The 23,843-nt window shown below is 58.1% G+C and carries 24 protein-coding genes; 12 read left to right on the plus strand and 12 right to left on the minus strand.

The features are described from left to right. Positions 1–9 precede the first annotated feature (9 nt). The 6 genes from AWM69_RS01605 to AWM69_RS01630 all read left to right on the plus strand — a co-directional run bounded on the left by AWM69_RS01605 (position 10) and on the right by AWM69_RS01630 (position 5,916). Complete coding sequence (locus tag AWM69_RS01605; protein ID WP_131653504.1) at positions 10–1,206, plus strand: SfnB family sulfur acquisition oxidoreductase; 1,197 nt, start codon at positions 10–12, stop codon at positions 1,204–1,206. Beyond that, a complete protein-coding gene (locus AWM69_RS01610; RefSeq protein WP_218725622.1) occupies positions 1,206–2,567 on the plus strand; it encodes an LLM class flavin-dependent oxidoreductase in 1,362 nt (453 codons plus the stop codon). Before AWM69_RS01605 ends, AWM69_RS01610 begins: the two co-directional genes overlap by 1 nt. A gap of 125 nt (positions 2,568–2,692) precedes the next feature. Further along, complete coding sequence (locus tag AWM69_RS01615; RefSeq protein WP_218725623.1) at positions 2,693–3,484, plus strand: MetQ/NlpA family ABC transporter substrate-binding protein; 792 nt, start codon at positions 2,693–2,695, stop codon at positions 3,482–3,484. 2 nt (positions 3,485–3,486) lie between these two features. Continuing rightward, positions 3,487–4,608 (plus strand): methionine ABC transporter ATP-binding protein, encoded by a 1,122-nt coding sequence (locus AWM69_RS01620; protein WP_218725624.1) that lies wholly within the window; start codon positions 3,487–3,489, stop codon positions 4,606–4,608. After that, a complete protein-coding gene (locus tag AWM69_RS01625) occupies positions 4,598–5,242 on the plus strand; it encodes a methionine ABC transporter permease (protein ID WP_131653508.1) in 645 nt (214 codons plus the stop codon). The genes AWM69_RS01620 and AWM69_RS01625 overlap by 11 nt, the downstream gene beginning before the upstream one ends. 41 nt (positions 5,243–5,283) lie before the next feature. Further along, on the plus strand, positions 5,284–5,916 hold the full coding sequence (locus AWM69_RS01630; RefSeq protein WP_218725625.1) for a bifunctional 2-polyprenyl-6-hydroxyphenol methylase/3-demethylubiquinol 3-O-methyltransferase UbiG: 633 nt from the start codon (positions 5,284–5,286) through the stop codon (positions 5,914–5,916). A gap of 20 nt (positions 5,917–5,936) precedes the next feature. On the opposite strand, the gene AWM69_RS01635 is transcribed toward AWM69_RS01630, so the two are convergent. From AWM69_RS01635 to AWM69_RS01675, 9 genes are all read right to left on the minus strand, one after another. Then, positions 5,937–6,395 carry a transposase gene (locus AWM69_RS01635; RefSeq protein WP_218725626.1) on the minus strand — a complete coding sequence of 153 codons (459 nt, stop codon included), beginning with the start codon at positions 6,393–6,395 and terminating at the stop codon, positions 5,937–5,939. A gap of 543 nt (positions 6,396–6,938) precedes the next feature. Further along, entirely contained in the window at positions 6,939–7,154 is a 216-nt protein-coding gene (locus AWM69_RS01640) for a molybdopterin-binding protein (protein WP_003444581.1), read from the minus strand. Positions 7,155–7,188: 34 nt separating this feature from the next. Continuing rightward, positions 7,189–7,995: an aliphatic sulfonates ABC transporter ATP-binding protein gene (gene ssuB / locus AWM69_RS01645; RefSeq protein ID WP_218725627.1), complete on the minus strand. Its 807-nt coding sequence runs from the start codon at positions 7,993–7,995 to the stop codon at positions 7,189–7,191. Further along, positions 7,992–8,798, minus strand: coding sequence for an aliphatic sulfonate ABC transporter permease SsuC (gene ssuC, locus AWM69_RS01650; RefSeq protein ID WP_131653512.1), 807 nt, complete (start codon positions 8,796–8,798; stop codon positions 7,992–7,994). Before ssuC ends, ssuB begins: the two co-directional genes overlap by 4 nt. A 7-nt stretch (positions 8,799–8,805) precedes the next feature. Next, entirely contained in the window at positions 8,806–9,954 is a 1,149-nt protein-coding gene (gene ssuD, locus AWM69_RS01655) for an FMNH2-dependent alkanesulfonate monooxygenase (protein WP_218725628.1), read from the minus strand. A gap of 31 nt (positions 9,955–9,985) precedes the next feature. Then, the gene (locus tag AWM69_RS01660) at positions 9,986–10,951 is read right to left on the minus strand and encodes a sulfonate ABC transporter substrate-binding protein (protein WP_131653514.1); all 966 of its coding nucleotides are present in this window, start codon (positions 10,949–10,951) and stop codon (positions 9,986–9,988) included. Positions 10,952–11,078: 127 nt separating this feature from the next. Further along, positions 11,079–11,672 (minus strand): NADPH-dependent FMN reductase, encoded by a 594-nt coding sequence (gene ssuE / locus AWM69_RS01665; RefSeq protein WP_131653515.1) that lies wholly within the window; start codon positions 11,670–11,672, stop codon positions 11,079–11,081. A gap of 249 nt (positions 11,673–11,921) precedes the next feature. Then, positions 11,922–12,560, minus strand: coding sequence for a peroxiredoxin (locus AWM69_RS01670; protein WP_131653516.1), 639 nt, complete (start codon positions 12,558–12,560; stop codon positions 11,922–11,924). 295 nt (positions 12,561–12,855) lie between these two features. Next, entirely contained in the window at positions 12,856–14,205 is a 1,350-nt protein-coding gene (locus tag AWM69_RS01675) for an OprD family porin (RefSeq protein WP_131653517.1), read from the minus strand. A gap of 494 nt (positions 14,206–14,699) precedes the next feature. Between AWM69_RS01675 and tauA the strand changes: the two genes are divergently transcribed. From tauA to tauD, 4 genes are read left to right on the plus strand one after another with little or no spacing between them, the layout of a single operon-like run. Further along, positions 14,700–15,680 (plus strand): taurine ABC transporter substrate-binding protein, encoded by a 981-nt coding sequence (gene tauA, locus AWM69_RS01680; protein WP_131654353.1) that lies wholly within the window; start codon positions 14,700–14,702, stop codon positions 15,678–15,680. A 27-nt stretch (positions 15,681–15,707) separates the two neighbouring features. Beyond that, a complete protein-coding gene (gene tauB, locus AWM69_RS01685; protein ID WP_218725629.1) occupies positions 15,708–16,502 on the plus strand; it encodes a taurine ABC transporter ATP-binding subunit in 795 nt (264 codons plus the stop codon). Then, on the plus strand, positions 16,499–17,338 hold the full coding sequence (tauC, locus tag AWM69_RS01690) for a taurine ABC transporter permease TauC (protein WP_131654352.1): 840 nt from the start codon (positions 16,499–16,501) through the stop codon (positions 17,336–17,338). The genes tauB and tauC overlap by 4 nt, the downstream gene beginning before the upstream one ends. 56 nt (positions 17,339–17,394) lie before the next feature. After that, a complete protein-coding gene (tauD, locus tag AWM69_RS01695) occupies positions 17,395–18,228 on the plus strand; it encodes a taurine dioxygenase (protein WP_218725630.1) in 834 nt (277 codons plus the stop codon). Between the two features lie 40 nt (positions 18,229–18,268). Here tauD and AWM69_RS01700 read toward each other — a convergent pair whose 3' ends face one another. From AWM69_RS01700 to AWM69_RS01710, 3 genes are all read right to left on the minus strand, one after another. Next, positions 18,269–18,934: a TetR/AcrR family transcriptional regulator gene (locus AWM69_RS01700; protein WP_218725631.1), complete on the minus strand. Its 666-nt coding sequence runs from the start codon at positions 18,932–18,934 to the stop codon at positions 18,269–18,271. Positions 18,935–18,981: 47 nt separating this feature from the next. Continuing rightward, positions 18,982–19,725, minus strand: a complete 744-nt coding sequence (locus AWM69_RS01705) for a carbonic anhydrase family protein (RefSeq protein ID WP_218725632.1) — start codon at positions 19,723–19,725, stop codon at positions 18,982–18,984. A 223-nt stretch (positions 19,726–19,948) separates the two neighbouring features. Then, complete coding sequence (locus AWM69_RS01710) at positions 19,949–21,325, minus strand: glutamine synthetase family protein (RefSeq protein ID WP_048381179.1); 1,377 nt, start codon at positions 21,323–21,325, stop codon at positions 19,949–19,951. Between the two features lie 278 nt (positions 21,326–21,603). On the opposite strand from AWM69_RS01710, the gene AWM69_RS01715 reads away from it, so the two are divergent. Both AWM69_RS01715 and AWM69_RS01720 read left to right on the plus strand, forming a co-directional pair. Then, positions 21,604–22,380: a gamma-glutamyl-gamma-aminobutyrate hydrolase family protein gene (locus AWM69_RS01715; protein WP_218725633.1), complete on the plus strand. Its 777-nt coding sequence runs from the start codon at positions 21,604–21,606 to the stop codon at positions 22,378–22,380. A gap of 36 nt (positions 22,381–22,416) precedes the next feature. Further along, the gene (locus AWM69_RS01720; protein ID WP_048381184.1) at positions 22,417–23,775 is read left to right on the plus strand and encodes a glutamine synthetase family protein; all 1,359 of its coding nucleotides are present in this window, start codon (positions 22,417–22,419) and stop codon (positions 23,773–23,775) included. Positions 23,776–23,843: the final 68 nt, after the last annotated feature.

The following is a 23,843-nucleotide window of genomic DNA, read 5'->3' on the forward strand; positions in this document are numbered from 1 at the left end:
GAGACACCCATGTCACTGATATCCAAACAGGTCCCGGTATTGCGCAGCGATGCCGAGGCCTTGAGCGTAGCGCGTGAACTCGCCGCCCATTTCAAACGCGACAGCGCCCTGCGCGACCGTGAACGCCGCCTGCCCCATGACGAACTCGAACTGTTTTCCCATACAGGCCTGTGGGGCATTACTGTGCCCAAGGCTTACGGCGGTGCCGGTGTGTCCAACGTCACCCTGGCACAAGTGGTCGCACTGATTGCAGCAGCAGACGGCTCGCTGGGGCAAATTCCGCAAAACCATTTCTACGCACTTGAAGTACTGCGGGTAAACGGCAGTCCCCAGCAACAGGCGCGGCTGTATGCCGAAGTCCTGGCCGGTCAGCGCTTTGGCAATGCCCTGGCTGAAATCGGCACAAAAACCGCCCACGACCGCACCACGCATCTGGCCAGGGCCGAGCACGGCTATCGCATTACCGGCCGCAAGTTTTATGCAACCGGCGCACTTTACGCCCAGCGCATTCCGACTTCCGTGGTGGATGACGACGGCATTCAGCAGCTGGCGTTTGTGCCTCGCGACAGCGACGGGCTAAAGGTCATCGATGACTGGAGCGGTTTTGGTCAACGCACCACTGGCAGCGGCTCGGTCATCTTCGACAACGTCTTTGTCGGCGCAGAGGACGTGATCCCGTTTCAAAGTGCCTTCGAGCGCCCGACACCCGTGGGGCCACTGGCGCAGATTCTGCACGCAGCCATCGACACTGGCATCGCCCGCGCGGCCTTTGAAGAGGCTTTGCACTTTGTACGCACCAAAACCCGCCCATGGATCGACGCTACAAGTGATGTAGCCAGTGAAGATCCTCTGACCCTCAAAAGCTTCGGCCAGCTCAGCGCCCGCTTGCATGCGGCCGAAGCCTTGCTGGACCGCGCCGGCGAATTTCTCGACCAGGCCCAGATCGACACCAACGCCACGACCGTAGCTGCCGCTTCGGTTGCCGTCGCGCAAGCCCGCGCCATCAGCACCGAGGTCTCACTGGCCGCTGGCAGCACCCTGTTTGAACTGGCCGGCAGCCAGGCCACCCTGGCCGAACACGGCCTCGATCGCCACTGGCGCAATGCCCGGGTCCATACGTTGCACGACCCGGTGCGCTGGAAGTACCACGCCATCGGCAATTACTACCTCAACGATGAAAATCCGCCACTGCGGGGCACCATCTGATGAGCAAAAAGAAAATTCTGTTGAATGCCTTCAACATGAACTGCATTGGCCACATCAATCACGGCCTGTGGACACATCGGCGGGACACGTCCACCCGCTTCAACACTCTGGAGTACTGGACCGAACTGGCACAGCTGCTGGAACGCGGGCTGTTTGACGGATTGTTTATCGCCGACATCGTGGGCGTGTACAACGTGTACCAGCAGTCGGTCGACGTGCCGCTCAAAGAGTCGATTCAATTGCCGGTCAATGACCCGCTGCTGCTCGTATCCGCCATGGCCGCCGTCACCAAAAACCTTGGCTTTGGTTTAACTGCGAACCTGACCTACGAACCGCCGTATCTGTTCGCACGTCGCATGTCGACGCTTGATCACCTGACCCGTGGACGCGTGGGCTGGAACATTGTCACGGGCTACCTCGATAGCGCTGCCAAGGCCATGGGCCTGACCGGGCAGGTCGAACATGACCGCCGTTATGACCAGGCCGACGAATACCTCGAGGTGCTCTACAAGCTGTGGGAAGGCAGCTGGGAAAACGATGCAGTCATCAATGACCCGGCACAACGCATCTACGCCCGGCCAGAAAAAGTGCACAAGGTGAAACACGCCGGCGAGTTTTATCAGGTCGAGGGTTACCACCTCTGCGAACCGTCACCACAACGCACGCCCGTGCTGTTCCAGGCCGGCAGCTCGGATCGCGGTCTGGTGTTTTCCGGGCGCCATGCCGAGTGCGTGTTTATCAGCGGGCAAACCAAGGCCGCCACCAAACGCCAGGTCGACAAAGTACGCGCCAGCGCCCTGGCGGCAGGGCGCAACGCAGATGACATCAAACTGTTCATGGGCCTCAACGTCATCGTTGCGCCGACTGAAGCCCAGGCACTTGCCAAGCGCGATGACTACTTGAGCCATGCCAGTGCCGAGGCCGGAGTAGCGCATTTCGCCAGTTCCACCGGCATCGATTTTGCTGACTATGAACTGGATGAACCCATCCAGTACGTGAAGAGCAACGCCATTCAGTCGGCAACCAATGTGTTGCAGAACAACGACTGGACCCGACGCAAGCTGCTCGAACAACACGCCCTTGGCGGGCGTTACATGACGCTGGTGGGCTCGCCAGCACAGGTTGCCGATGAGCTGGAGTCATGGATCGAAGAAACCGGCCTCGACGGTTTCAACCTGACGCGAATTGTCACCCCCGAAAGCTATGTCGACTTTATCGATCTGGTCATCCCGGAACTGCAGCGCCGGGGCTCCTACAAAACGGCGTATGACAACGGCAGCCTGCGACAAAAACTGTTTACCGATGGCAGTGCGCATCTGCCCGATCGACATACCGGCGCGGCTTTTAGACACACAACATAACCCGCAGGAGCGAGCGTGCTCGCGATGGCATCACTGCGGTCTGCCTGACACACCGCATCACCGGGATGGCGAGCACGCTCGCTCCTGCAAAGTTCGAACTCTGACTCGTTGACTGGAATTAACTTATGAACAAAAAACACACACTAATTCTGGCCCTCGGGCTGTTCAGCGGCATGCTCTTCGCAGGCGAAAAACCGCTCAAGGTCGGCACCACCGCCGCCTTTGCCATCCCGCTGGAAGCCGCGGTGGCAGAAGCCGACAAGCAAGGGCTGAAAGTCGAGCTGGTGGAGTTTACGGACTGGATCGCCCCCAACGTCAGCCTGGCCAGCGGCGATATCGATGTGAATTACTTCCAGCACATCCCCTTTCTGGAAAACGCCAACGCAGCGGGCGGCTTTCATCTGGAGCCTTATGCCCGGGGCGTGATCAACAATGTCGGGTTGTATTCAAAAAAATACCGCAGTCTCGACGCATTGCCTGAAGGGGCCACCGTGGCCATCGCCAACGACCCGATCAACAGCGGCCGCGGCCTGCAGCTGCTGGCCAAGGCCGGACTGATCACCCTCAAGCCGGGTGTCGGCTACAAAGCCACCGAAGAGGACATTCTCACCAACCCGAAGAAGATCAACATCCTTCAGGTCGAAGCCGTGCAACTGGTCCGTGCCTACGATGATGCCGATCTGGTGCAGGGTTATCCGGCTTACATTCGCCTGGGTAAAACCTTCGATGCCGAATCCGCCCTGCTGTTCGACGGCATCGACCACCCCGAGTACGTGATTCAATTTGTCATCCAGCCCAAAAGCAAGGACGACCCGCGCCTGGCCAAGTTCGTCGATATTTATCAACACTCACCCGTGGTAAAGGCTTCGCTGGATAAAACCTACGGCACGCTCTACCAAGCTGGCTGGGGAGGCTGAACATGAGCATTGCCACTGCCCGCGTGCCGCTTGATGAGCCACCGCCCAGCGCCTCCCGAACAGAGCTGCACCCCGAGCTGAGTCGCGCCCATGTGCGTTTTATCGGCGTCGGCAAGACCTATGACGGCCGCCAGGGCCCGGTGGATGCACTCAAGGGCATCGATCTGGCGATTCAGCGCGGGGAAATTTTTGGCATTATCGGGCGCAGCGGCGCTGGCAAGTCGTCACTGATACGTACCATCAACCGCCTCGAACAACCCAGCAGCGGGCGGGTCTTGATTGATCAGGTCGACATCGGCGACTTCAATGAAAATGCGCTGGTGGCTCTGCGTCGCCAGATTGGCATGATCTTTCAGCACTTCAACCTGATGTCAGCCAAAACCGTATGGCAAAACGTCGAGCTGCCGCTCAAGGTCGCGGGTGTACCCAAGCCGCAGCGTGAGCAGAAAGTCCGGGAGCTGCTTGAGCTGGTGGGCCTGCAAGGCAAGCACACCGCCTATCCGGCACAACTCTCGGGCGGGCAAAAGCAGCGCGTGGGCATTGCCCGGGCGCTGGTGCATGATCCGGCGATTTTGCTCTGCGACGAAGCCACCTCGGCCCTCGATCCTGAAACCACACATTCGATCCTCGGCTTGCTGCGCGAGATCAATCAGCGGTTGGGGCTGACGATCATTTTGATCACCCACGAGATGGCCGTGATTCGCGATATTTGTCACCGCGTGGTGGTACTGGAGCAAGGCCGGGTGGTCGAGCAAGGTCCGGTGTGGCAAGTGTTCGGCGACCCGCAACATGAGGTCAGCAAAACCTTGCTCGCCCCCTTGCAGGACGCTTTGCCCGAGGCACTGCAACAGCGCATTTCACAGCAACCGACCGCGGCCAGTTCCAGTGTGATCCTGCGCCTGCGGTTTACCGGTAGCCAGGCCTGCGAGCCTGATCTTGGCGCCGTGTTCAGCGCACTGGGCGGCCAGGTGCGCCTGTTGCATGGCGGCGTCGAACAGATTCAGGGGCATGCCCTGGGGCAACTTTTGCTCAGCGTAACCAGCGCGTCGCTGGGCGCAGAAGAACTGCGCAAGCGCGCCGAACAATGGGCACAACAGGTCGAGGTCGTGGGCTATGGGGTTTGAGCGTTTATGGCAGGGTGTCATCGACACTTTTTTGATGGTGGGGGTGTCGTCACTGATCGCGCTGGTGCTGGGGATCCCGCTGGCGGTAATTTTGGTCACCAGCAACAAGGGCGGGATTTATGAAGCGCCAGCGCTGAACAAAGCGCTGGGCGCGTTCGTCAACCTGTTCCGTTCTATTCCGTTTCTGATTTTGATGGTGGCGCTGATTCCGTTTACCCGCCTGATTGTGGGCACCACCTATGGGGTGTGGGCAGCCGTCGTACCGCTGACCATCGCGGCCACACCGTTCTTTGCCCGTATCGCCGAAGTCAGCCTGCGTGAGGTCGATCACGGCTTGATCGAAGCCGCCCAGGCCATGGGTTGCAAGCGTCATCACATCATCTGGCACGTGCTGTTGCCTGAGGCATTGCCGGGTATTGTCGGCGGTTTCACCATCACCCTGGTCACGATGATCAACTCTTCGGCCATGGCCGGTGCCATTGGCGCGGGCGGCCTGGGAGACATCGCCTATCGCTATGGTTACCAGCGCTTCGACACACAAGTGATGCTCACCGTGATTGTGCTGCTGGTGGTTCTGGTTGCCGTGATTCAGCTCGGCGGCGACCGTTTGGCCCGTGTTCTGAACAAACGCTGAGGTATAGTCGGTGGCCTGACGTGCCGCCGACTGAGCCTGAGATGACCCTCGATCCAAAAACCCTCGAACAGATTGCTGCCACCACCCTGGACCACTATCAACAGAGTGCCGAGGGGTTCCGTGAAGGCACCCGTGATCACGATGTCAGCCAAAACATCGACGCCTTGTTGCGGCATATCCGGGGCACGTCCCCGTTTTCGATTCTCGACTTCGGCTGCGGCCCGGGCCGCGATCTGCAAACCTTCACTCGCCTGGGCCATGAGGCCATCGGGCTGGACGGTACAGAGCGCTTCACGCAAATGGCCCGCGAAGACAGCGGCTGTGAAGTCTGGCATCAGGATTTTCTCAAGCTCGATTTACCGGCCGAACGCTTCGACGGCATCTTCGCCAACGCCTCACTGTTCCACGTTCCCACCCAGGAACTGGCACAAGTCCTGGGCAAACTGCACGCCACCCTGAAAGCCGACGGTGTTCTGCTCAGCTCGAACCCCCGTGGCGATAACCGCGAAGGCTGGAATGGCCAGCGTTATGGCGCATACCACGACCTGGAAAACTGGCAGGCGATGCTCACGGCGGCGGGTTTTACCGAGCTGGAGCACTACTACCGCCCGGCCGGCCTGCCCCGAGATCAACAGCCCTGGCTGGTGAGCGTGTGGCGCAAAGCAGGGGCATGAATCCCTTCCCGGGCGATTGGTTATAGCCATAGAGCGTCCCAGTGCGGGTAATCACCCAGACGCTTGACCAAGCCAGCGCGTATCGGGTTGGCAACGACATAGCGGGCCGTTTTTTTCAGATCCTCGTCATAGCGCAGTGCCCGGTCGTGATACCCCTTTTGCCAAAGTGGTGCCTGGCTTTTCTGACGCGCGTTGATCATCCGGGCGCTGAGTGATTTTGTGCGCTGCATGACACTCGAAAGAGCGCTGTGTTGAAGCTCGATTAACCAATGAAAGTGATCGGGCATCACAACCCACGCGAGGGAATTCACAGCACCTTGCGAATGAGTTCGCCTTAGCTCATTGATCAAGAGACGGGCTAAAAAAAAGTCATGAAAAATTGGTTCACGATTCATCACGACAGCAGTCATCAAGTAAATACGACCCGTCTCGGAATACCTGCCGGTACGCAGCCGACACCCATGAGGAAACACGGACATTCCTTTGCCCTCTAAAATAAGTTTCAAAGGGAAAGCTTAGCGCCGGGCAGAAAGGCAGGAGTACCCCAGTGATTCCAAACATGCCCCTTTCTACAGGAGCGAGCTTGCTCGCGATGGCATCTCTGCGGTTTATCTGAAACATCGCGTCGTCGGGATCGCGACCAAGCTCGCTCCTACAGGTTTGATTTTCGGGAGGGTCATCGATCCGTACGTTGGCTCGCGATGGCATCCCTGCGGTTTATCTGAAACATCGCGTCGTCGGGATCGCGAGCAAGCTCGCTCCTACAGGTTTGGTGCAGGCTGCGAGGATTATCGACCCGTACGTTGGCTCGCGATGGCATCTCTGCGGTTTATCTGAATCACCGCGTCGTCGGGATCGCGAGCAAGCTCGCTCCTACAGGTTTGGTGCAGGCTGCGAGGATTATCGACCCGTACGTTGGCTCGCGATGGCATCTCTGCGGTCTAGCTGAATCATCGCGCCCAGTCAGTCCACAAAAAACCCCGAAGGGCTCACGCCTTTCGGGGTTGTGGGTTTTCCATGGGTTACAGCTTGGCGATGGACACTTCGGTGGATTTTACAAAGGCGATGACTTCGCTGCCGACGACCAGTTCCAGCTCTTTGACCGAGCGGGTGGTGATGACGGAGGTGACGATGCCCGATGCGGTTTGTACGTCAATTTCAGAGAGCACGTCGCCCAGCACGATTTCCTTGATGTGGCCTTTGAACTGGTTGCGAACGTTAATGGCTTTGATGGTCATGATGTCGATTCCTGTCTTGGGATAGAAAGTGAGGTTATTGCGCCCAACGCAATTGCGTAGGCAAAGGTGCAACGGGTTCTGGCTCAGGGGGCGAGCCAGGCAAGGCGAGTACTCGGTTCAATACTTCGGTTTCCAGTGCCGCCAGCCGGTGGGAGCCACGGACACGGGGCCGTGGCAGTTCGACAGTGAGGTCGAGCCCCACCTGGCCGTCTTCGATCAGGATCACCCGGTCGGCAATGGCAACGGCTTCGCTGACATCGTGGGTCACCAGCAACACCGTGAAACCGTGTTGACGCCACAGGCGTTCGATCAGGTGCTGCATCTCGATGCGGGTCAGCGCATCCAGTGCACCCAGCGGCTCGTCCAGCAGCAGCAAACGGGGTTGATGAATCAGGGCGCGGGCCAGGGCCACACGCTGCTTTTGGCCTCCCGATAAGGCCGCGGGCCATTCATTGGCACGTTCGGACAATCCGACTTCTTCCAGCGCCTTGAGCGCCTTCGGCCGCCAATCACCTGTGAGCCCCAGCCCCACGTTGTCGATCACCTTTTTCCAGGGCAGCAGGCGGGCTTCCTGAAACATCAGCCGCGTGTCGTCATGGGCATCCTGCAGGGGTGCGCTGCCTGCCAGCAGTGCGCCGCCCGTGGGCTGGTCGAGCCCGGCCAGCAAGCGCATCAGGGTGCTCTTGCCACAACCACTGCGGCCTACTATCGCTACGAATTGCCCGGCCGGGATGTGCAGATCGATGTCGCGCAGTACCTGACGCGCGCCAAAAGACTTCTGCAGGCCGTTGATCCCCAGAGGAATGCCCGGGCGCAAACGCGGGGGTTGTTGAGCCGTCATGCTGCACCGCCTTTAGCCACTTGATAGGCCGGATGCCAGCGCAACCACACGCGCTCCAGACCTCGCGCCGCGCTGTCAGCCAACTTGCCGAGCACCGCGTACAAAACAATTGCCAGTACCACGACATCGGTTTGCAGGAACTCTCGGGCGTTCATCGCCAGATAGCCAATGCCGGAGCTGGCAGAGATGGTTTCAGCCACGATCAGGGTCAACCACATAAAGCCCAGGGCAAAACGCACCCCCACCAGAATCGAAGGCAGGGCACCCGGCAGGATCACCTGGCGAAACAGGCTGAAACCGGACAAGCCGTAGCTGCGAGCCATTTCCACCAGCGCCGGGTCAACGTTACGGATGCCGTGATAGGTGTTGAGGTAGATCGGGAACAGGGTCCCCAGTGCCACCAGAAAAATCTTCGCTGACTCGTCGATTCCGAACCACAGGATGACCAGCGGGATCAGCGCCAGGTGCGGCACGTTACGGATCATTTGCACCGAACTGTCGAGCAGCCGTTCTCCCCACGTCGACAGGCCGGTAATGAATCCCAGTACCAACCCGATGCTGCCACCGATCAAAAACCCCAGGCCGGCACGCCAGCCGCTGATAGCTAAATGCTTCCAGATCTCGCCACTGCGCACCAGCTCGACCCCGGCTGCGATCACTGCGCTGGGGGCAGGCAAGATACGCGTCGACAACCAGCCCGCAGACACCGATAGCTGCCAGACCGCTAGCAGCAACACGGGCAAGGCCCAGGGTGCCAGCCGCTGGCCAATACTGTTGAGGCTTGATGCCTTTGCCGTCCCCATGGCCGCCTCAGCTCTGCGACGCGGCTTTAGGAATGATGTCGTTGGCGACCATTTCGCCGAACGGGCTCACGTAACCGCTGCTTTTCGGCAACTCCGGACGCTCGATATCCAGGTGCGGAAACAGCAGTTCGGCCACGCGGTATGACTCCTCCAGATGCGGGTAACCCGAGAAAATAAAGGTATCAATGCCCAGGTCCGCGTACTCCTTGACCCGTGCGGCCACTGTCGGGCCGTCACCGACCAGCGCCGTCCCGGCACCGCCACGCACCAGGCCCACGCCGGCCCACAGATTAGGGCTGACCTCAAGGTTGTCACGGCTACCGCCATGCAGCGCGGCCATGCGTTGCTGACCCACGGAGTCGAAGCGCGACAGGGACGCCTGGGCACGGGCGATGGTGTCGTCATCCAGGTGCGAGATCAGTTTGTCGGCGGCTTTCCAGGCCTCGTCGTTGGTTTCACGCACGATTACATGCAAACGAATGCCGAAACGCACGGTACGCCCGAGCTTCGCAGCCTTGGCCCGCACCTGGGCGATTTTTTCGGCAACCGCCGCCGGAGGCTCGCCCCAGGTCAGCACCATTTCGACTTGCTCAGCCGCCAGATCCTGCGCAGCTTCCGAGGAGCCGCCGAAGTACAGCGCTGGACGCGGTTGCTGGACCGGGGGGTAGAGCAACTTGGCACCTTTGACTTTGATGTGCTGACCGTCGTAGTCCACCGTCTCGCCTTCCAGCACCCGTCGCCAGATGCGCGTGAACTCCACCGAGGCTTGATAGCGCTCTTCGTGGCTCAGGAACAAACCGTCTCCGGCCAATTCTTCAGGGTCACCGCCCGTCACCAGGTTGAACAGGGCACGCCCGCCGGACAGCCGGTCGAGGGTCGCCGCCTGACGCGCGGCCACAGTCGGCGAAACGATACCCGGACGCAGAGCCACCAGAAATTTCAGGCGCTGAGTCACAGGAATCAGCGATGCCGCCACCAACCACGAGTCTTCACACGAACGCCCCGTTGGAATCAGTACCCCGCCAAAACCCAAACGGTCTGCCGCTTGTGCGACCTGTTGCAAGTAACCGTGGTCAACGGCACGGGCGCCCTCTGAGGTGCCAAGGTAATGGCCATCCCCGTGGGTGGGCAGGAACCAGAAAATATTGAGGCTCATGGAGTCGTCTCCTAAGTAGGTACGGCAAGCGTTAAGGGGCTTTGGCCAGATTGGCCGGCGGCGTCCAGATCACGTCTTTAACAATCAGCGGCTTGGGAATCAGCTTGAGTTGGTGAAAGGTGTCAGCGATCTTTTGCTGGGCATTGACCACTTCAGGGGTCAAGAACTGCGCACCGTAGCCCTGGCGTTTGACGGCGGTCAGGGTGATCTCGGGCGACAAGCCCAACAGCGGCGCAACTTGTCGCGTCACTTCTTCAGGGTTGGCCTTGGCCCAGTCACCAATATTTCGCACTTCATCCACGAGGGTTTCGATCACCTCGGGATGCTGCTCGGCGTAGGGTTTGGTCGCCAGATAGAATTGATGGTTGTCAGCGATGCCACTGGCATCACGCAAGGTTCGCGCTTGCAGCTGTTGCTCGGCGGCAGCCTGGTACGGGTCCCAAATCACCCAGGCATCGACGCTGCCACGCTCAAAGGCGGCCCGGGCATCTGCAGGCGGCAGGAAAACCGTCTGGATATCGGTGTACTTCAACCCGGCGTCTTCCAGAGCACGCACCAACAAGTAATGAACGTTGGAGCCTTTATTGAGGACGACCTTTTTCCCCTTGAGATCGTTGACCGAGGTGATCGGCGAGTCCTTGGGCACCAGGATGGCTTCACTGGTCGGAGCAGGCGGCTCATAAGCGACGTACAGCAGATCGGCACCTGCCGCTTGGGCGAACACGGGCGGGGTTTCGCCCGTCACGCCGAAGTCGATCGAACCGACGTTCAGGCCTTCCAGTAATTGCGGGCCGCCCGGAAACTCAGTCCATTGCACGTCGACGCCTTGTTCGGCCAGACGTTTTTCCAGCGTGCCTTTGGCCTTGAGCAACATCAGCGTGCCGTATTTTTGATAACCGATGCGCAGAGCATCAGCTTGGGCTTGTGTAACCGCGCCGAAGGACACAGCCGCAGCGAACAGTGCGACCAGACCACGACGCAAAATGACAGGGCGCATGGCGCTCTCCTATTTGCAGTTCGAGATTCGGGTGCACCTGCCGAGCCGTTAGCGGATCAGTAAGGTGGGTGATGCTAATTACAAACCTGGAGGCGCTCGACCAGCTGTTCCTGCAGGGAAAATACGGTCAGATACTCCAGCGCGCGGTGCGAAGCCGCTCGTTGAGGATGCCCGGATCCAGCGGTTTCGGACGACGGGCCAGGGCACTGTAAAAGTGCTCCAGAGACTCGCTCAAACGTTGTTCCAGTACCGGCACCAACTGCGCTTGTGCGCTGCCTTCGCCGTAAGCAATCTGGCTGTCTTCGGCAAAAATGCCGTGCAGCATTTCTTGGGCCTTGAGTGCCGACAACACCGGCTTGAGCGCGTAATCCACCGCCAGCATATGGGCGATGCTGCCACCGGTTGCGATGGGCAAAACCACCTTGTGGCTCAAGGCACGCTCGGGCAGGAGATCGAGTACGGTTTTCAATGCGCCGCTGAACGAGGCTTTGTAGACCGGTGTCGCAATGATCAAGCCGTCAGCATTTTCAATCTGTTGCAGCAAGTCGATAATTTTCGGGCTATCAAAGCGCGCATGCAGCAAGTCTTCGGCCGGAAAGTCACGTACCTGATAACTCACCACTTCAACGCCTTTCTGGTTTAGCCAGTGTTTGGCGCGATCCAGCAACACCCCGGAGCGGGATCGTTGGCTGGGGCTTCCTCCGAGTGTCACGACCAGCATCTAGGCTTTCCTTGAATGAATGGGGGGAATTCTTTATCAGCGTTTTCGCTTGAGTGAGGTGACATTAGCAGGTGTTTTATATATCTATAAATCATATTTATTCATTTGTTTATTCTTAAAATGCATATGCGTTTTTGTTAAATAAAGCGCAAAAAAAAGGCCGTCGAAACGGCCTTAAACCCTGTTGAAGACACGCTATACCGGTAGACGCTGCCTCGTCCCTTCGGCAGCTGCTACAGCAATCAGTGGTTATTTGTTTGGCTGTGGCGTCAGCCGCAGGTAGGGCTTCACAGCGCGGTAACCTTTGGGGAAGCGGCGCGCGAGCTCTTCTTCGTCCTTGAGCGAGGGCACGATCACGACCTCCTCCCCGTCTTGCCAGTTGGCCGGCGTAGCAACTTTGTAGTGATCGGTCAGTTGCAGTGAGTCGATCACTCGCAGGATCTCGTTGAAATTACGTCCTGTACTGGCAGGGTACGTAATGGTCAGGCGAATTTTTTTGTTCGGATCAATCACGAACAACGAACGAACAGTCAGGGTGTCGCTGGCATTGGGGTGAATCAGGTCGTAGAGATCGCTGACCTTGCGATCCGCATCCGCCAGGATCGGAAAGTTGACCACCGTGTTCTGGGTTTCGTTGATGTCTTCGATCCAGGCGCGGTGCGAGTCCACCGGGTCAACGGACAATGCAATGGCTTTGACGCCGCGCTTGGCAAAGTCATCCTTGAGTTTGGCCGTGAAGCCCAGCTCGGTGGTGCAGACGGGAGTGAAGTCTGCCGGATGCGAAAACAATACCCCCCAACTGTCGCCCAGCCACTCATGAAAACGGATCGGGCCGGCGCTGGAATCCTGTTCAAAATCGGGGGCGATGTCGCCGAGTCTGAGGCTCATGGTGCAGCTCCTTTTTATAGGCAATGGCAGGGCGTGATGGGCTTACTCTGCCTGCACCGGAATTTAATTAAAAAGAATAAATATCAATTTAATTAGACTAAAAAGGAATATTAAAAACTGTTTCATTGGACGCAACAATGCCCCGAGGTCACTCTGGACTCAGGTTTAGGCAAGGGAGCGGCAGGGAGCTGCGCCATTCAATGTGTTGCGAACGCACCCGCCAGGGGGCTTCGGTAAACACCCTGCCCGGCATTGCGCCGGGCAGGACTTTTCTTGCTTTTACGCTAAAGAAAACTTACAGCAACGGAATCGAGTAGCTGACGATCAGACGGTTTTCGTCCTGGTCGCGCTGGCCCGCGATGTCGTTACGCCACATGGCGTTTTTCCACATCACACCCAGGTTTTTCAACGCACCGTCCTGAACCACATACGCCAGGGTCAGGTCGCGTTCCCACTCCGAGCCGCCATTGGTGGCCACTTTGCCGCCGCTGATGGTGTCGATGTTATCGCCACGCAGATAAACCGCGCCCGCTGTCAGGCCTGGAACGCCCACTTTGGCGAAGTCATAGGAGTAGCGTGCTTGCCAGGTACGCTCGCCGGCGCGGGCGAACTTCGAGATCTGCATGTCAGTGGTCAGGTAAGCCGACGAACCGTCACCCTGGTTCAACCAAGGGAAATCGCTGCTGCCATTGCTGACCTGATAGCCGCCACCGAAGGTGTGACCTTCAACGGTGTACAGGAACAAGGCGCTGTACAGGTTGTTGTCGACTTTGCCTTTACCGGTAGCGTTGCTGCGGTAGTCACCTGTGGTGAAGTAGGCTGGGTCGCTGCCGTTCTTGCCGTCGTCACGGCTGTTGAAGTAACGCACATCAGATTTCAACACACCCGGACCGATGGACCAGTTGTGGGTCAAGCCCAGGAAGTGCTGCTTGTAGAAGTCTTCCAGGTTGCCGTAGTAGTACTGCAGCAACAGGTCTTTGTTGAGTTTGTAGTCCACACCGCCGTACAGGAATTTATTGCTGAACTCGCCCGTACGCGCGTTGTTGGCGCCCGCGATCGACAACCCCTCGGTGTTGCTGGAGTTACGGCCCTTGGCGTGTTCGATCTGACCGCCGACAAACGTCAGGTCCTTGAATTCGTTGGAGGTGATTTGGCCCCCTTCAAAAGTCTGAGGCAACATGCGGCCATCGTTGGAAACGATCACCGGCAGCTTCGGCATCAGGGTGCCGTAGCGCAGTTCGGTCTGGGAGATCTTGGCCTTGGCGGTCAGGCCCAGGCTAGAGAAGTCGCTGACTGCACGGCCATCGCTATCGGTAGGGAATACGGTGCCGCCGTAGTTGGCGCTGGTCGGGTTGCCATGGCGGCCTTTGCCCGAATCCAGACGCACACCCAGCAAGCCGATGGCATCAACACCAAAACCTACGGTGCCTTGGGTAAAGCCCGAGGTGTAATCAAGCTGGAAGCCTTGGCCCCATTCTTCCTGATAGCTGGCGTTCTTGGGTGTGCCCGAGTCGCGGTTATCGTTGTTGATATAGAAGTTGCGCAGCTTCAGCGTTGCCTTGCTGTCTTCGATAAAGCCGGCAGCACTGGCTTGCTGTGCCAACAAACCGATGGCCACAGCCACGGCCAAGGTGGACTTGTTCATTGTGTTGCTCCTTTACGTTTCTAATTTTTGTAGGTCTTTAGCCCGAAATCTGACGCTTCGGTGCTATAGATGCGCGATTAGCGCCAGACCGTGACCATCAAGTCAATCGTAACTATTCATGTCTACGACCTTTGTCTAGTCATTGACTGCTTGCGAGAAGATTAATGGCTTTTTGATAAACCCAAAAAGAATTATTTAAGAAATTTTCAGACCGAATAATTATATAGAAGCTTATTCCCAAAGGCATTCGAAGGAATGCTATCGGGCCTTCGTCTAATGCCTGAACGGAATTTAATTTATTTTTTTAGCTCATTTTGTTCTTTATTCCGGGAAGCCACCGGCTTCAGGTCAGAACATCCAAAGGCTTGGGGCAAAGGGTCAGGAGGCATCGGAACTACATAAGCTAATGCTAAAAAGTTATTTATTTGTGCATTCTTAGATCATTTAACCTCGCTTTCTGCCGATATCCGGCCGCCTGCCGAGGAGCCATCCTGATGAAACTGCACTCCCCCCTACGCCTTTTGGCAGCTTTGTCTCTGGCAGGTGCCAGTTTTTTCGCACAGGCGGCCACCGAAGTCACCGTGGCCTATCAAACCACTGTCGACCCGGCCAAAGTGGCCCAGGCCGATGGCGCTTACGAACGCGCCATCGACGCCAACATCCGCTGGAGAAAATTTGATAATGGCGCCGATATCATTGCCGCGATCGCCTCCGGCGATGTGCAAATCGGCTACCTGGGGTCTAGCCCGCTAACGGCGGCAATCACCCGAAAAGTCCCGGTTGAAACCTTTTTGATCGCGACCCAGATCGGCGCTGCCGAAGCGCTGGTGGCCCGTGAGGGTTCCGGCATCAACAGTCCCCAGGACCTGATCGGTAAAAAAGTGGCCGTGCCGTTTGTGTCCACCGGGCACTACAGCCTGCTGGCAGCGTTGAAACACTGGAAGATCGACCCTGCGAAAGTCACGATTCTGAACCTTGCCCCGCCCGCAATCGTGGCCGCCTGGAAGCGTGGCGATATTGACGCGACCTATGTCTGGGACCCTGCGCTCGGCACGGCCAAAGAGAACGGCAAAGTGCTGATCACCTCGGGCGAACTCAGCCAGTTCGGTGCACCCACTTTTGATGCCTGGATCGTGCGCAAGGATTTCGCCGCCAAGCACCCAGAGATCGTCACAGCATTCGCCAAAGTGACCCTGGACGCCTATGCCGATTACCACAAGGACCCAAAAGCTTGGCTGGCCAATCAGAGCAATGTCGACAAGCTGGTGAAGCTGTCGGGTGCCAAGGCCACTGACATTCCACTGCTGCTGCAAGGCAATGTGTACCCGCTGGCCACTGACCAGGCGCAGTTGCTCGGTGCGCCCACCACCAAGGCCCTGGCGGACACCGCCGCGTTCCTTAAAGAGCAAGGCAAGGTGGATGCTGTGCTGCCGGACTACGCGCCGTCGGTTAACGCCCGCTTCATCACTCAATAATCAACGCCCGCTGAGGAGTCGACTGCCATGGCCTTGTTATCACTGGAGCGCATCAGCGCACAGTACCCAGGCGCTGCCGAGCCTGTGCTGTCGGATATTTCCCTGAGCCTCGGCCCTCAGCAACTGCTAGTCGCACTCGGCCCATCGGGCAGCGGCAAAACGTCATTGCTGAACCTGATCGCCGGTTTTGTCGAGCCCAGCGCCGGGCGCATCACCCTTGATGGTGCCCCGGTCAAAGGCCCTGGCGCCGAGCGTGGCGTGGTATTCCAGGACGATGTGTTATTGCCCTGGCAAGACGTGCTGGCGAACGTAGCCTTTGGCCTTGAGCTGGCCGGTGTGCCGCGTAACAAACGCGAAACCCGCGCCCGTGAAATGCTCACGCTGGTTGATTTGTCAGGCTTTGAACAGCGCCGGATCTGGGAACTGTCCGGAGGGCAAAGACAGCGAGTAGGTCTGGCGCGAGCCTTGGCGGCCGATCCTCGCGTGCTGCTGATGGATGAACCGTTCGGCGCCCTGGATGCCTTCACCCGTGAACAGATGCAAGAGCTGTTGCTGCAGGTGTGCAAACGCACCGACAAGCCGGTCTTCCTGATCACCCATGACATTGAAGAGGCCGTGTTTCTGGCCACTGACCTGATTTTGTTGGCCCCTGAGCCGGGTCGAATCGTCGAGCGCCTGACCCTGGATTTCGGCCAGCGCTACAACGCCGGTGAATCGGCACGGTCGATCAAGTCGGATCCTCGTTTTATTGAAACCCGTGAGCACGTGCTTGAGCGCGTATTTTCACAACGCGGCGCCGCTCAGCGGCAGGAGCGCGCATGAGCAGCTATGAACTTGCAGCAATCACACCATCCGTTGCCGCGCCCCCAGCGTCGCGTCCGGTAAAACGCAGCCTGAGCACGCGCTGGATCAGCGTGTTGACACTGCTGACCCTGATTGCTCTGTGGTGGGCCGTCACCGCTGGCGAACTGATCGAGCCACTGTTCTTGCCGCCACCGTCCGCCGTGCTGGAGAAAGGCTGGTTACTGGCCACCAAGGGCTACATGGACTCGACCTTGTGGCAGCACTTGGGCGCGAGCCTGAGCCGGATCGGCCTGGGCCTGGGCTTTGCTATTTTGACTGCCGTCCCTGTGGGCATCGCCATTGGCTACAACCGCATCGCGCGAGGGATTTTCGATCCGCTGATTGAGTTCTACCGCCCGATTCCGCCGCTGGCGTATTTGCCGCTGATCGTGATCTGGTGCGGGATTGGCGAACTGTCGAAAGTGCTGCTGATTTATCTGGCGATTTTTGCGCCGATTGCCATCGCAACCGCGACCGGTGTGCGCACGGTGGACCCGGCAAAAGTCCGCGCAGCGCAATCCCTGGGAGCGACCCGCTGGCAGCTGATCCGTCATGTAATTCTGCCCAGCGCTCTGCCGGACATTTTGACCGGCGTACGTATCGGCCTGGGTGTGGGCTGGTCAACGCTGGTGGCTGCGGAGCTGATTGCGGCCACCAGCGGCCTGGGTTTCATGGTGCAATCGGCCGCACAGTTTCTGGTCACCGACGTGGTGGTGCTGGGGATTCTGGTGATTGCCATTATCGCCTTCGCGATGGAGATGGGCCTGCGCGCCCTGCAACGCAAGCTGGTGCCATGGCATGGCCAGGCTCACTAAGCATATTGAACAGAACTCGACGCTGATCAATCGGCGCGCTGATAAAAGAGACGATCATGAGCCTGACCATTACCCCGATTAGCGCTGCCCTGGGTGCCCAGATTGACGGCGTTGACCTGAGCCTGCCGCTGAGCGCCGAACACCGTGATGCCATCGAGCAGGCACTGCTCCGGCATCACGTTGTGTTCTTCAGAAACCAGCCCGTCACGCCACAGCAGCAAGCACGCTTTGCAGCCCATTTTGGCGACCTGCATATCCATCCCATCTATCCCAATGTGCCCGAGCAACCGCAAGTACTGGTGCTGGACACGGCCGTCACCGACGTGCGCGACAACGCAGTCTGGCATACCGATGTCACCTTCTTGCCGACACCGGCAATGGGGGCGGTGCTGAGTGCCAAACAATTGCCTGCTTTCGGCGGCGATACCTTGTGGGCCGCCGGCATTGCAGCGTTTGAAGGGCTATCCAGACCGCTGCAAGTCCTGCTGGATGGACTGACGGCCACTCACGACTTCACCAAGTCATTCCCGCTGGAGCGTTTTGGCTCAACGCCAGAAGACCTGGCGCGCTGGGAGCAAACCCGCAAGAACAACCCGCCGCTGTCACACCCGGTGATTCGCACACACCCGGTGAGCGGGCGCAAATCGCTGTTCGTCAACGAAGGCTTCACCACCCGCATCAATGAACTGTCCGAAGCGGAAAGCGAAGCCATTTTGAAACTGCTGTTCGCCCATGCGACACGGCCGGAATACACCCTTCGCTGGCGCTGGCAGGAAAATGACGTGGCCTTCTGGGACAACCGCGTGACCCAGCATTACGCCGTGGATGATTACCGCCCCAATCGCCGCGTAATGCACCGTGCGACTATTTTGGGTGATGCACCGTTTTAACGGCGGCGCAAAAAACCCGTAGGCGCGAGCGGGCTCGCGCCTACAGGTCGGGTTCGTTCATGGGTGCCTGGCGTTTCGGCAAAAACGGCGGCAGGTACAACCCCAAATAAGCATCCACTACGCGCAGGCCTTCTTCGGCCATACGCGGGGTGATGCAGTCATGCAACTGGATGGAGCGCGCATAAACGCGATCACCCAGCTCCATCGCCAGCGCAAATACATCCACATCCTGCGGCAAAACCGGCAACTCGAAATGACGCATAAACAGCGCGTGCATCAGTTGGCCCAGCTCAAGATCGTGCTGGCGGTCGGCCCGGGTGACTTCAGTGAGGCCATGCTGAGCCAGAATCAGCTGTCGGGCCGCCGCATCTTCGCTGTAAATGGCCAACATGCGCTGCTCAATCCGTTGTGACAAATCGCGCCAGGTGCTCAACGTTTCATGCTCGATCGGTGTTTGCAAACACGCGCGAAACGCGGCGTGTACATCACCGGTCAGGGCTTCGAGCAGCGCTGGCACCCCCGCAAAAAAGTGATAGACCGACGAGGGCGGAATCTCGGCGCGCTCGGCCACGCTATAGATAGAAAGGCTGGCCACGCCTTCAGCGGCAAGCAACGTTCGCGCGGCGTCGAGAATCGAGTCGATCCGGGCCTGACTGCGTGCGCGGGACTTGCGAGGTGTAGCGCGTGGCGGGGCGGGGCGCGTCATGGGTGTCTCCTGCGGGGCAGCAGGCATTGTACGAGCCGGCTCAGGTGTTAGTCACTGACCTGCGCCGTGCGCTCATCACCCGGCTGCACTGGATGCGTGTTCGCCGGGAACAATAATTGAAAGGTATGCAACTGTGCTTTGGACATCTCAACCGGGGTTTTCAGCACGTGCCAACGTACACAATCGATACATGACGGCGCTTTCAGCGACCCCTTATGCGTGTAGTAATCGCGCTGCGCAGGAAACAGCTGAGAAATGTCCAGATACCCCAGTGTCAGCGTTTCACCTTTACGCGCGGGCGCCGCTGCAAACAATTGGGCCAGCACCGGGTTTTCGGCACCTTCCTTGAACTGCATGACAACCACTGCCCACTCACCGTTTTGATTGCGGTGCACCAGGTGGGCAACGATGGGGTAAAGACCGGCTTTGCTCTGTTTTTCGCTGAGCGTGTGCACGTGCAGTTGGACGAATTCGTAAAAGTCCTCGCCCATGATGATCCGGCCCTCAGTATCAGACCTGACTTCCAGGGTATGCCCCATGTGCTCGACTGTGGCCGGACCCACCAAATAGTGAATATCCAGGTCAGGTAAACCGGCAAGGGAGGCACTGTTCATGTTGACTGGCGACTGCACGCAGTCAGCGTTGCAGGCGTCATCATCCGGAGCAGGCGTGCTCCAGTGAGCGGAGCCGGACGCTTCGGCATAGTTCCAGGGCTGACTGTTTGCAAGTGCCGAGTTCCAGACAAACAGGCCCATGACCAGAATGACCGCGCTGAAGATGCGGAGTTTCATGATGAATTCTTCGTGAAAAAAGGATGTAAAGAACGCGCGACAACTCCTTTTCAAAACATGAATGGCCGCTCAATAAGCCGGACATCTTGAGAGCTTGGGTAAAATATTTATGTAGGACTTTTCCCATATTCCATGACGATTTGCTGATCTGTTCGCAGGTCAATGCCCATAAAAAAACGCCGCGGGCTGGGGAGCCGGCGGCGTTTTCAGTGACTGCAAGCGCTTACACGGTATGCAGGTACCAGTTGTATTCGAGATCGGAGATGGAGTGTTCAAACTCCTCCAGCTCGCTCTCTTTACAGGCCACAAAGATATCGATGTATTTAGGATCGATATATTTGGCCATGACTTCACTGTCGTCCAGCTCGCGCAGGGCATCACGCAGGTTATTCGGCAGGCTTTGTTCGTTCTGCTCGTAGCTGTTGCCTTCGACTGGCGCACCCGGCTCGATCTTGTTGGTCAGGCCGTGATGCACGCCGGCCAGGACTGAAGCCATCAGCAAGTAAGGGTTGGCATCGGCGCCGGCCACACGGTGTTCGATACGCACGGCATCGGAGGAACCGGTCGGCACGCGAATGGCTACCGTACGGTTGTCCAGGCCCCAGCAAGGCGAGTTGGGCACGTAGAACTGTGCACCAAAACGGCGGTACGAGTTGACGTTAGGGCAAAGGAACGCCATCTGCGCCGGTAGGGTCTCCAGCACACCGCCGATTGCGTGGCGCAATGCGGCGTTCTGCTCGGGATCCTCGCTGGCAAAAATATTTTTGCCTTCTTTGTCCAGAATCGAAATATGAACGTGTAGCCCGTTGCCCGCCTGGCCCGGATAAGGCTTGGCCATGAAGGTGGTGTCCATTTCATGGTCGTAGGCGATGTTCTTGATCAAACGCTTGAGCAGTACCGCGTAGTCGCAGGCCTTGATCGGGTCGGCAACGTGGTGCAGGTTCACTTCGAACTGCGCCGGGGCACTTTCTTTAACGATGGCGTCAGCCGGGATGCCTTGCTCTTTGGCACCTTCCAGAATGTCCTGGAGGCAGTCGACGTATTCGTCGAGGTCGTCGATCAGGTAAACCTGAGTCGAGTGCGGACGCTTGCCGGAAATCGGCGAGCGCGGCGGTTGTGGACGGCCGTTCACGTTCTCCTGATCGATCAGGTAGAACTCAAGCTCGAAAGCAGCACAGATGGTCAGGCCCAACTCATCAAACTTGGTGACTACCTGGCGCAACACTTCGCGCGGATCGGCGAAGAAAGGTTCACCTTCAAGTTCGTGCATGGTCATCAGCAATTGCGCGGTTGGGCGCTTTTGCCAAGGCTCGTTGCACAGGGTGTCAGGAATTGGATAACAGATTCGGTCTGCATCACCGATATCCAGACCCAGACCGGTGCTTTCCACCGTTGAGCCATTGATATCCAGAGCAAAAAGGGAGGCTGGCAGGTTGATGCCTTTCTCGTAAACCTTGTGGAGGCTGGTGCGTTCAATGCGCTTGCCGCGCACTACACCATTCATATCCGCAATTAGAAGGTCAACGTACAGAACCTCAGGATGTTCCTTAAGGAACGCGTTCGCTTCATTCAGCTGAACGGCACGCGGGGGTACCGACATGATGCAACACCTTTGTTGTTAAAAATATCAATCATTGAGCGCTACGGGTTTCAGTCAACCCGAACGGCATACCGAAGTCAAGCAGCCTGTTTTTTGCCCTAAAAAAGCGCCACAAGGCCATTTTTGGTGCTTTTTAGGGCAGCTTTTGGGATTTTAAATCCTTGCCGCCCGCAGGCTTGAGCGGGCCGTGTTGTATTTTTTACGGGGGTGTTGTGTAAAAAAATGAACAAGGCTAAGCTCGATTCAAACCCATAACAGCAATAATACCGGGGTGTTACATGTCACGCCTGCCGTTAATCGGCGTCACCGCTTGCACCAAACAGATAGGTCTTCATCCCTATCATGTCACTGGCGACAAGTATGTAAGGGCCGTTGCGGTGGCCGCCAAAGGCTTGCCTCTGATCCTTCCGTCATTGGCGCAAGTGATCGATCCGAACGATATTCTGGACAGCCTGGACGGTTTACTCTTTACCGGCTCCCCGTCCAACGTCGAACCCCATTGGTATCAAGGCCCTGACAGCGCGCATGGCACGCTTCACGACCCTGACCGTGATCAAACCACCCTTCCCCTGATTCGCGCAGCCCTGGCCGCAGGTGTTCCCGTGCTCGGTATTTGCCGAGGCTTTCAAGAGTTGAATGTAGCCCTGGGTGGCTCACTTCACCAGAAATTACATGAAGTCGACGGCTTCATGGAGCACCGTGAAGACCCCAGCGCCCCGGTTGAAATCCAGTACGCCCCCAGCCACAGCATGCACGTTGAACCCGGTGGGGTCCTGGCCAGCCTCGGTCTGCCAAGCGAGTTCGATGTCAACTCGATTCACACCCAGGGCATACAGCGACTGGCACCCGGCTTAAGGGTCGAGGCGCGAGCCCCGGACGGGCTGGTTGAAGCCGTCTCTGTGCAGGACGGCAAGGCTTTTGCTTTAGCAGTTCAATGGCACCCTGAATGGCAGGTAAGCTCTAATCCGATTTACCTCGCCATCTTCCAGGCATTTGGCGATGCCTGCAGAAGGCGCGCACAACAACGCGACGCCGATGCGTCAGTAAACGCCTGACTTATTCAAGTCAGGAAACTCAGCCCAGAGGCATTTATGAGTAACAACCTCGACCAGCTCACCGATTGGTTGAAAGACCATAAGATCACAGAAGTCGAATGCATGATCGCCGACCTCACCGGGATTACTCGCGGGAAGATATCGCCGACCAACAAGTTCATTGCCGAAAAAGGCATGCGCCTGCCCGAGAGCGTATTGCTGCAAACCGTTACGGGCGACTATGTCGAAGACGACATCTATTACGAACTCCTCGATCCGGCCGACATCGACATGGTCTGCCGTCCTGACGAGAACGCAGTATTTCTCGTGCCCTGGGCCATTGAGCCCACGGCACAGGTGATCCACGACACCTACGACAAACAGGGCAACCCGATCGAGTTGTCGCCGCGCAACGTGCTTAAAAAGGTATTGAAACTCTATGCCGACCACGGCTGGCAGCCCATCGTGGCGCCGGAAATGGAGTTTTACCTGACCAAGCGCAGTGACGACCCCGATTATCCGCTGCAGCCACCGATAGGTCGCTCCGGACGTCCTGAAACCGGCCGCCAGTCCTTCTCTATCGAAGCGGCCAACGAATTCGATCCGTTGTTCGAAGACGTGTACGACTGGTGCGAACTGCAAGAGCTGGACCTGGACACGCTGATCCATGAAGACGGTACGGCGCAGATGGAAATCAACTTCCGTCACGGCGATGCACTGTCACTGGCCGACCAGATCCTGGTGTTCAAGCGCACCATGCGCGAAGCCGCGCTCAAGCACGATGTGGCGGCGACCTTCATGGCCAAACCCATGACCGGCGAACCGGGCAGCGCGATGCACTTGCACCAGAGCATCATTGATATCAACACCGGTAAAAACGTTTTCTCCAACGAAGACGGAAGCATGAGCCAGCTGTTCCTCAACCATATCGGTGGCTTGCAAAAGTACATCCCGGAATTGCTGCCGCTGTTTGCTCCGAACGTGAACTCTTTCCGTCGCTTCCTGCCGGATACCTCGGCACCGGTCAACGTGGAGTGGGGTGAAGAGAACCGCACCGTGGGTCTGCGGGTACCGGATGCGGGCCCACAAAACCGTCGGGTAGAAAACCGCCTGCCGGGCGCCGATGCCAACCCGTACCTGGCCATTGCTGCCAGCTTGCTGTGCGGCTATATCGGCATGGTCGAAGGCCTCAATCCGAGCGCGCCTGTCGTGGGCCGGGGCTATGAGCGTCGCAACCTGCGCTTGCCTCTGACGATTGAAGACGCACTGGAGCGCATGGAAAACAGCAAGACCATCGAGAAGTACCTGGGGACCAAGTTCATTGCCGGCTACGTGGCGGTCAAACGTGCCGAGCATGAAAACTTCAAGCGCGTCATCAGTTCGTGGGAGCGGGAGTTCCTGCTGTTCGCTGTCTGACACGCCCGTCTGGCATGGGAGCGCTGCGCCAGGAAGGGGCAGCACCCACACTGAATAAAGGAGAGTTG

It is taken from the genome of Pseudomonas sp. D1HM (assembly GCF_019266105.1).
In the GTDB taxonomy this organism is placed as follows: domain Bacteria; phylum Pseudomonadota; class Gammaproteobacteria; order Pseudomonadales; family Pseudomonadaceae; genus Aquipseudomonas; species Aquipseudomonas taetrolens.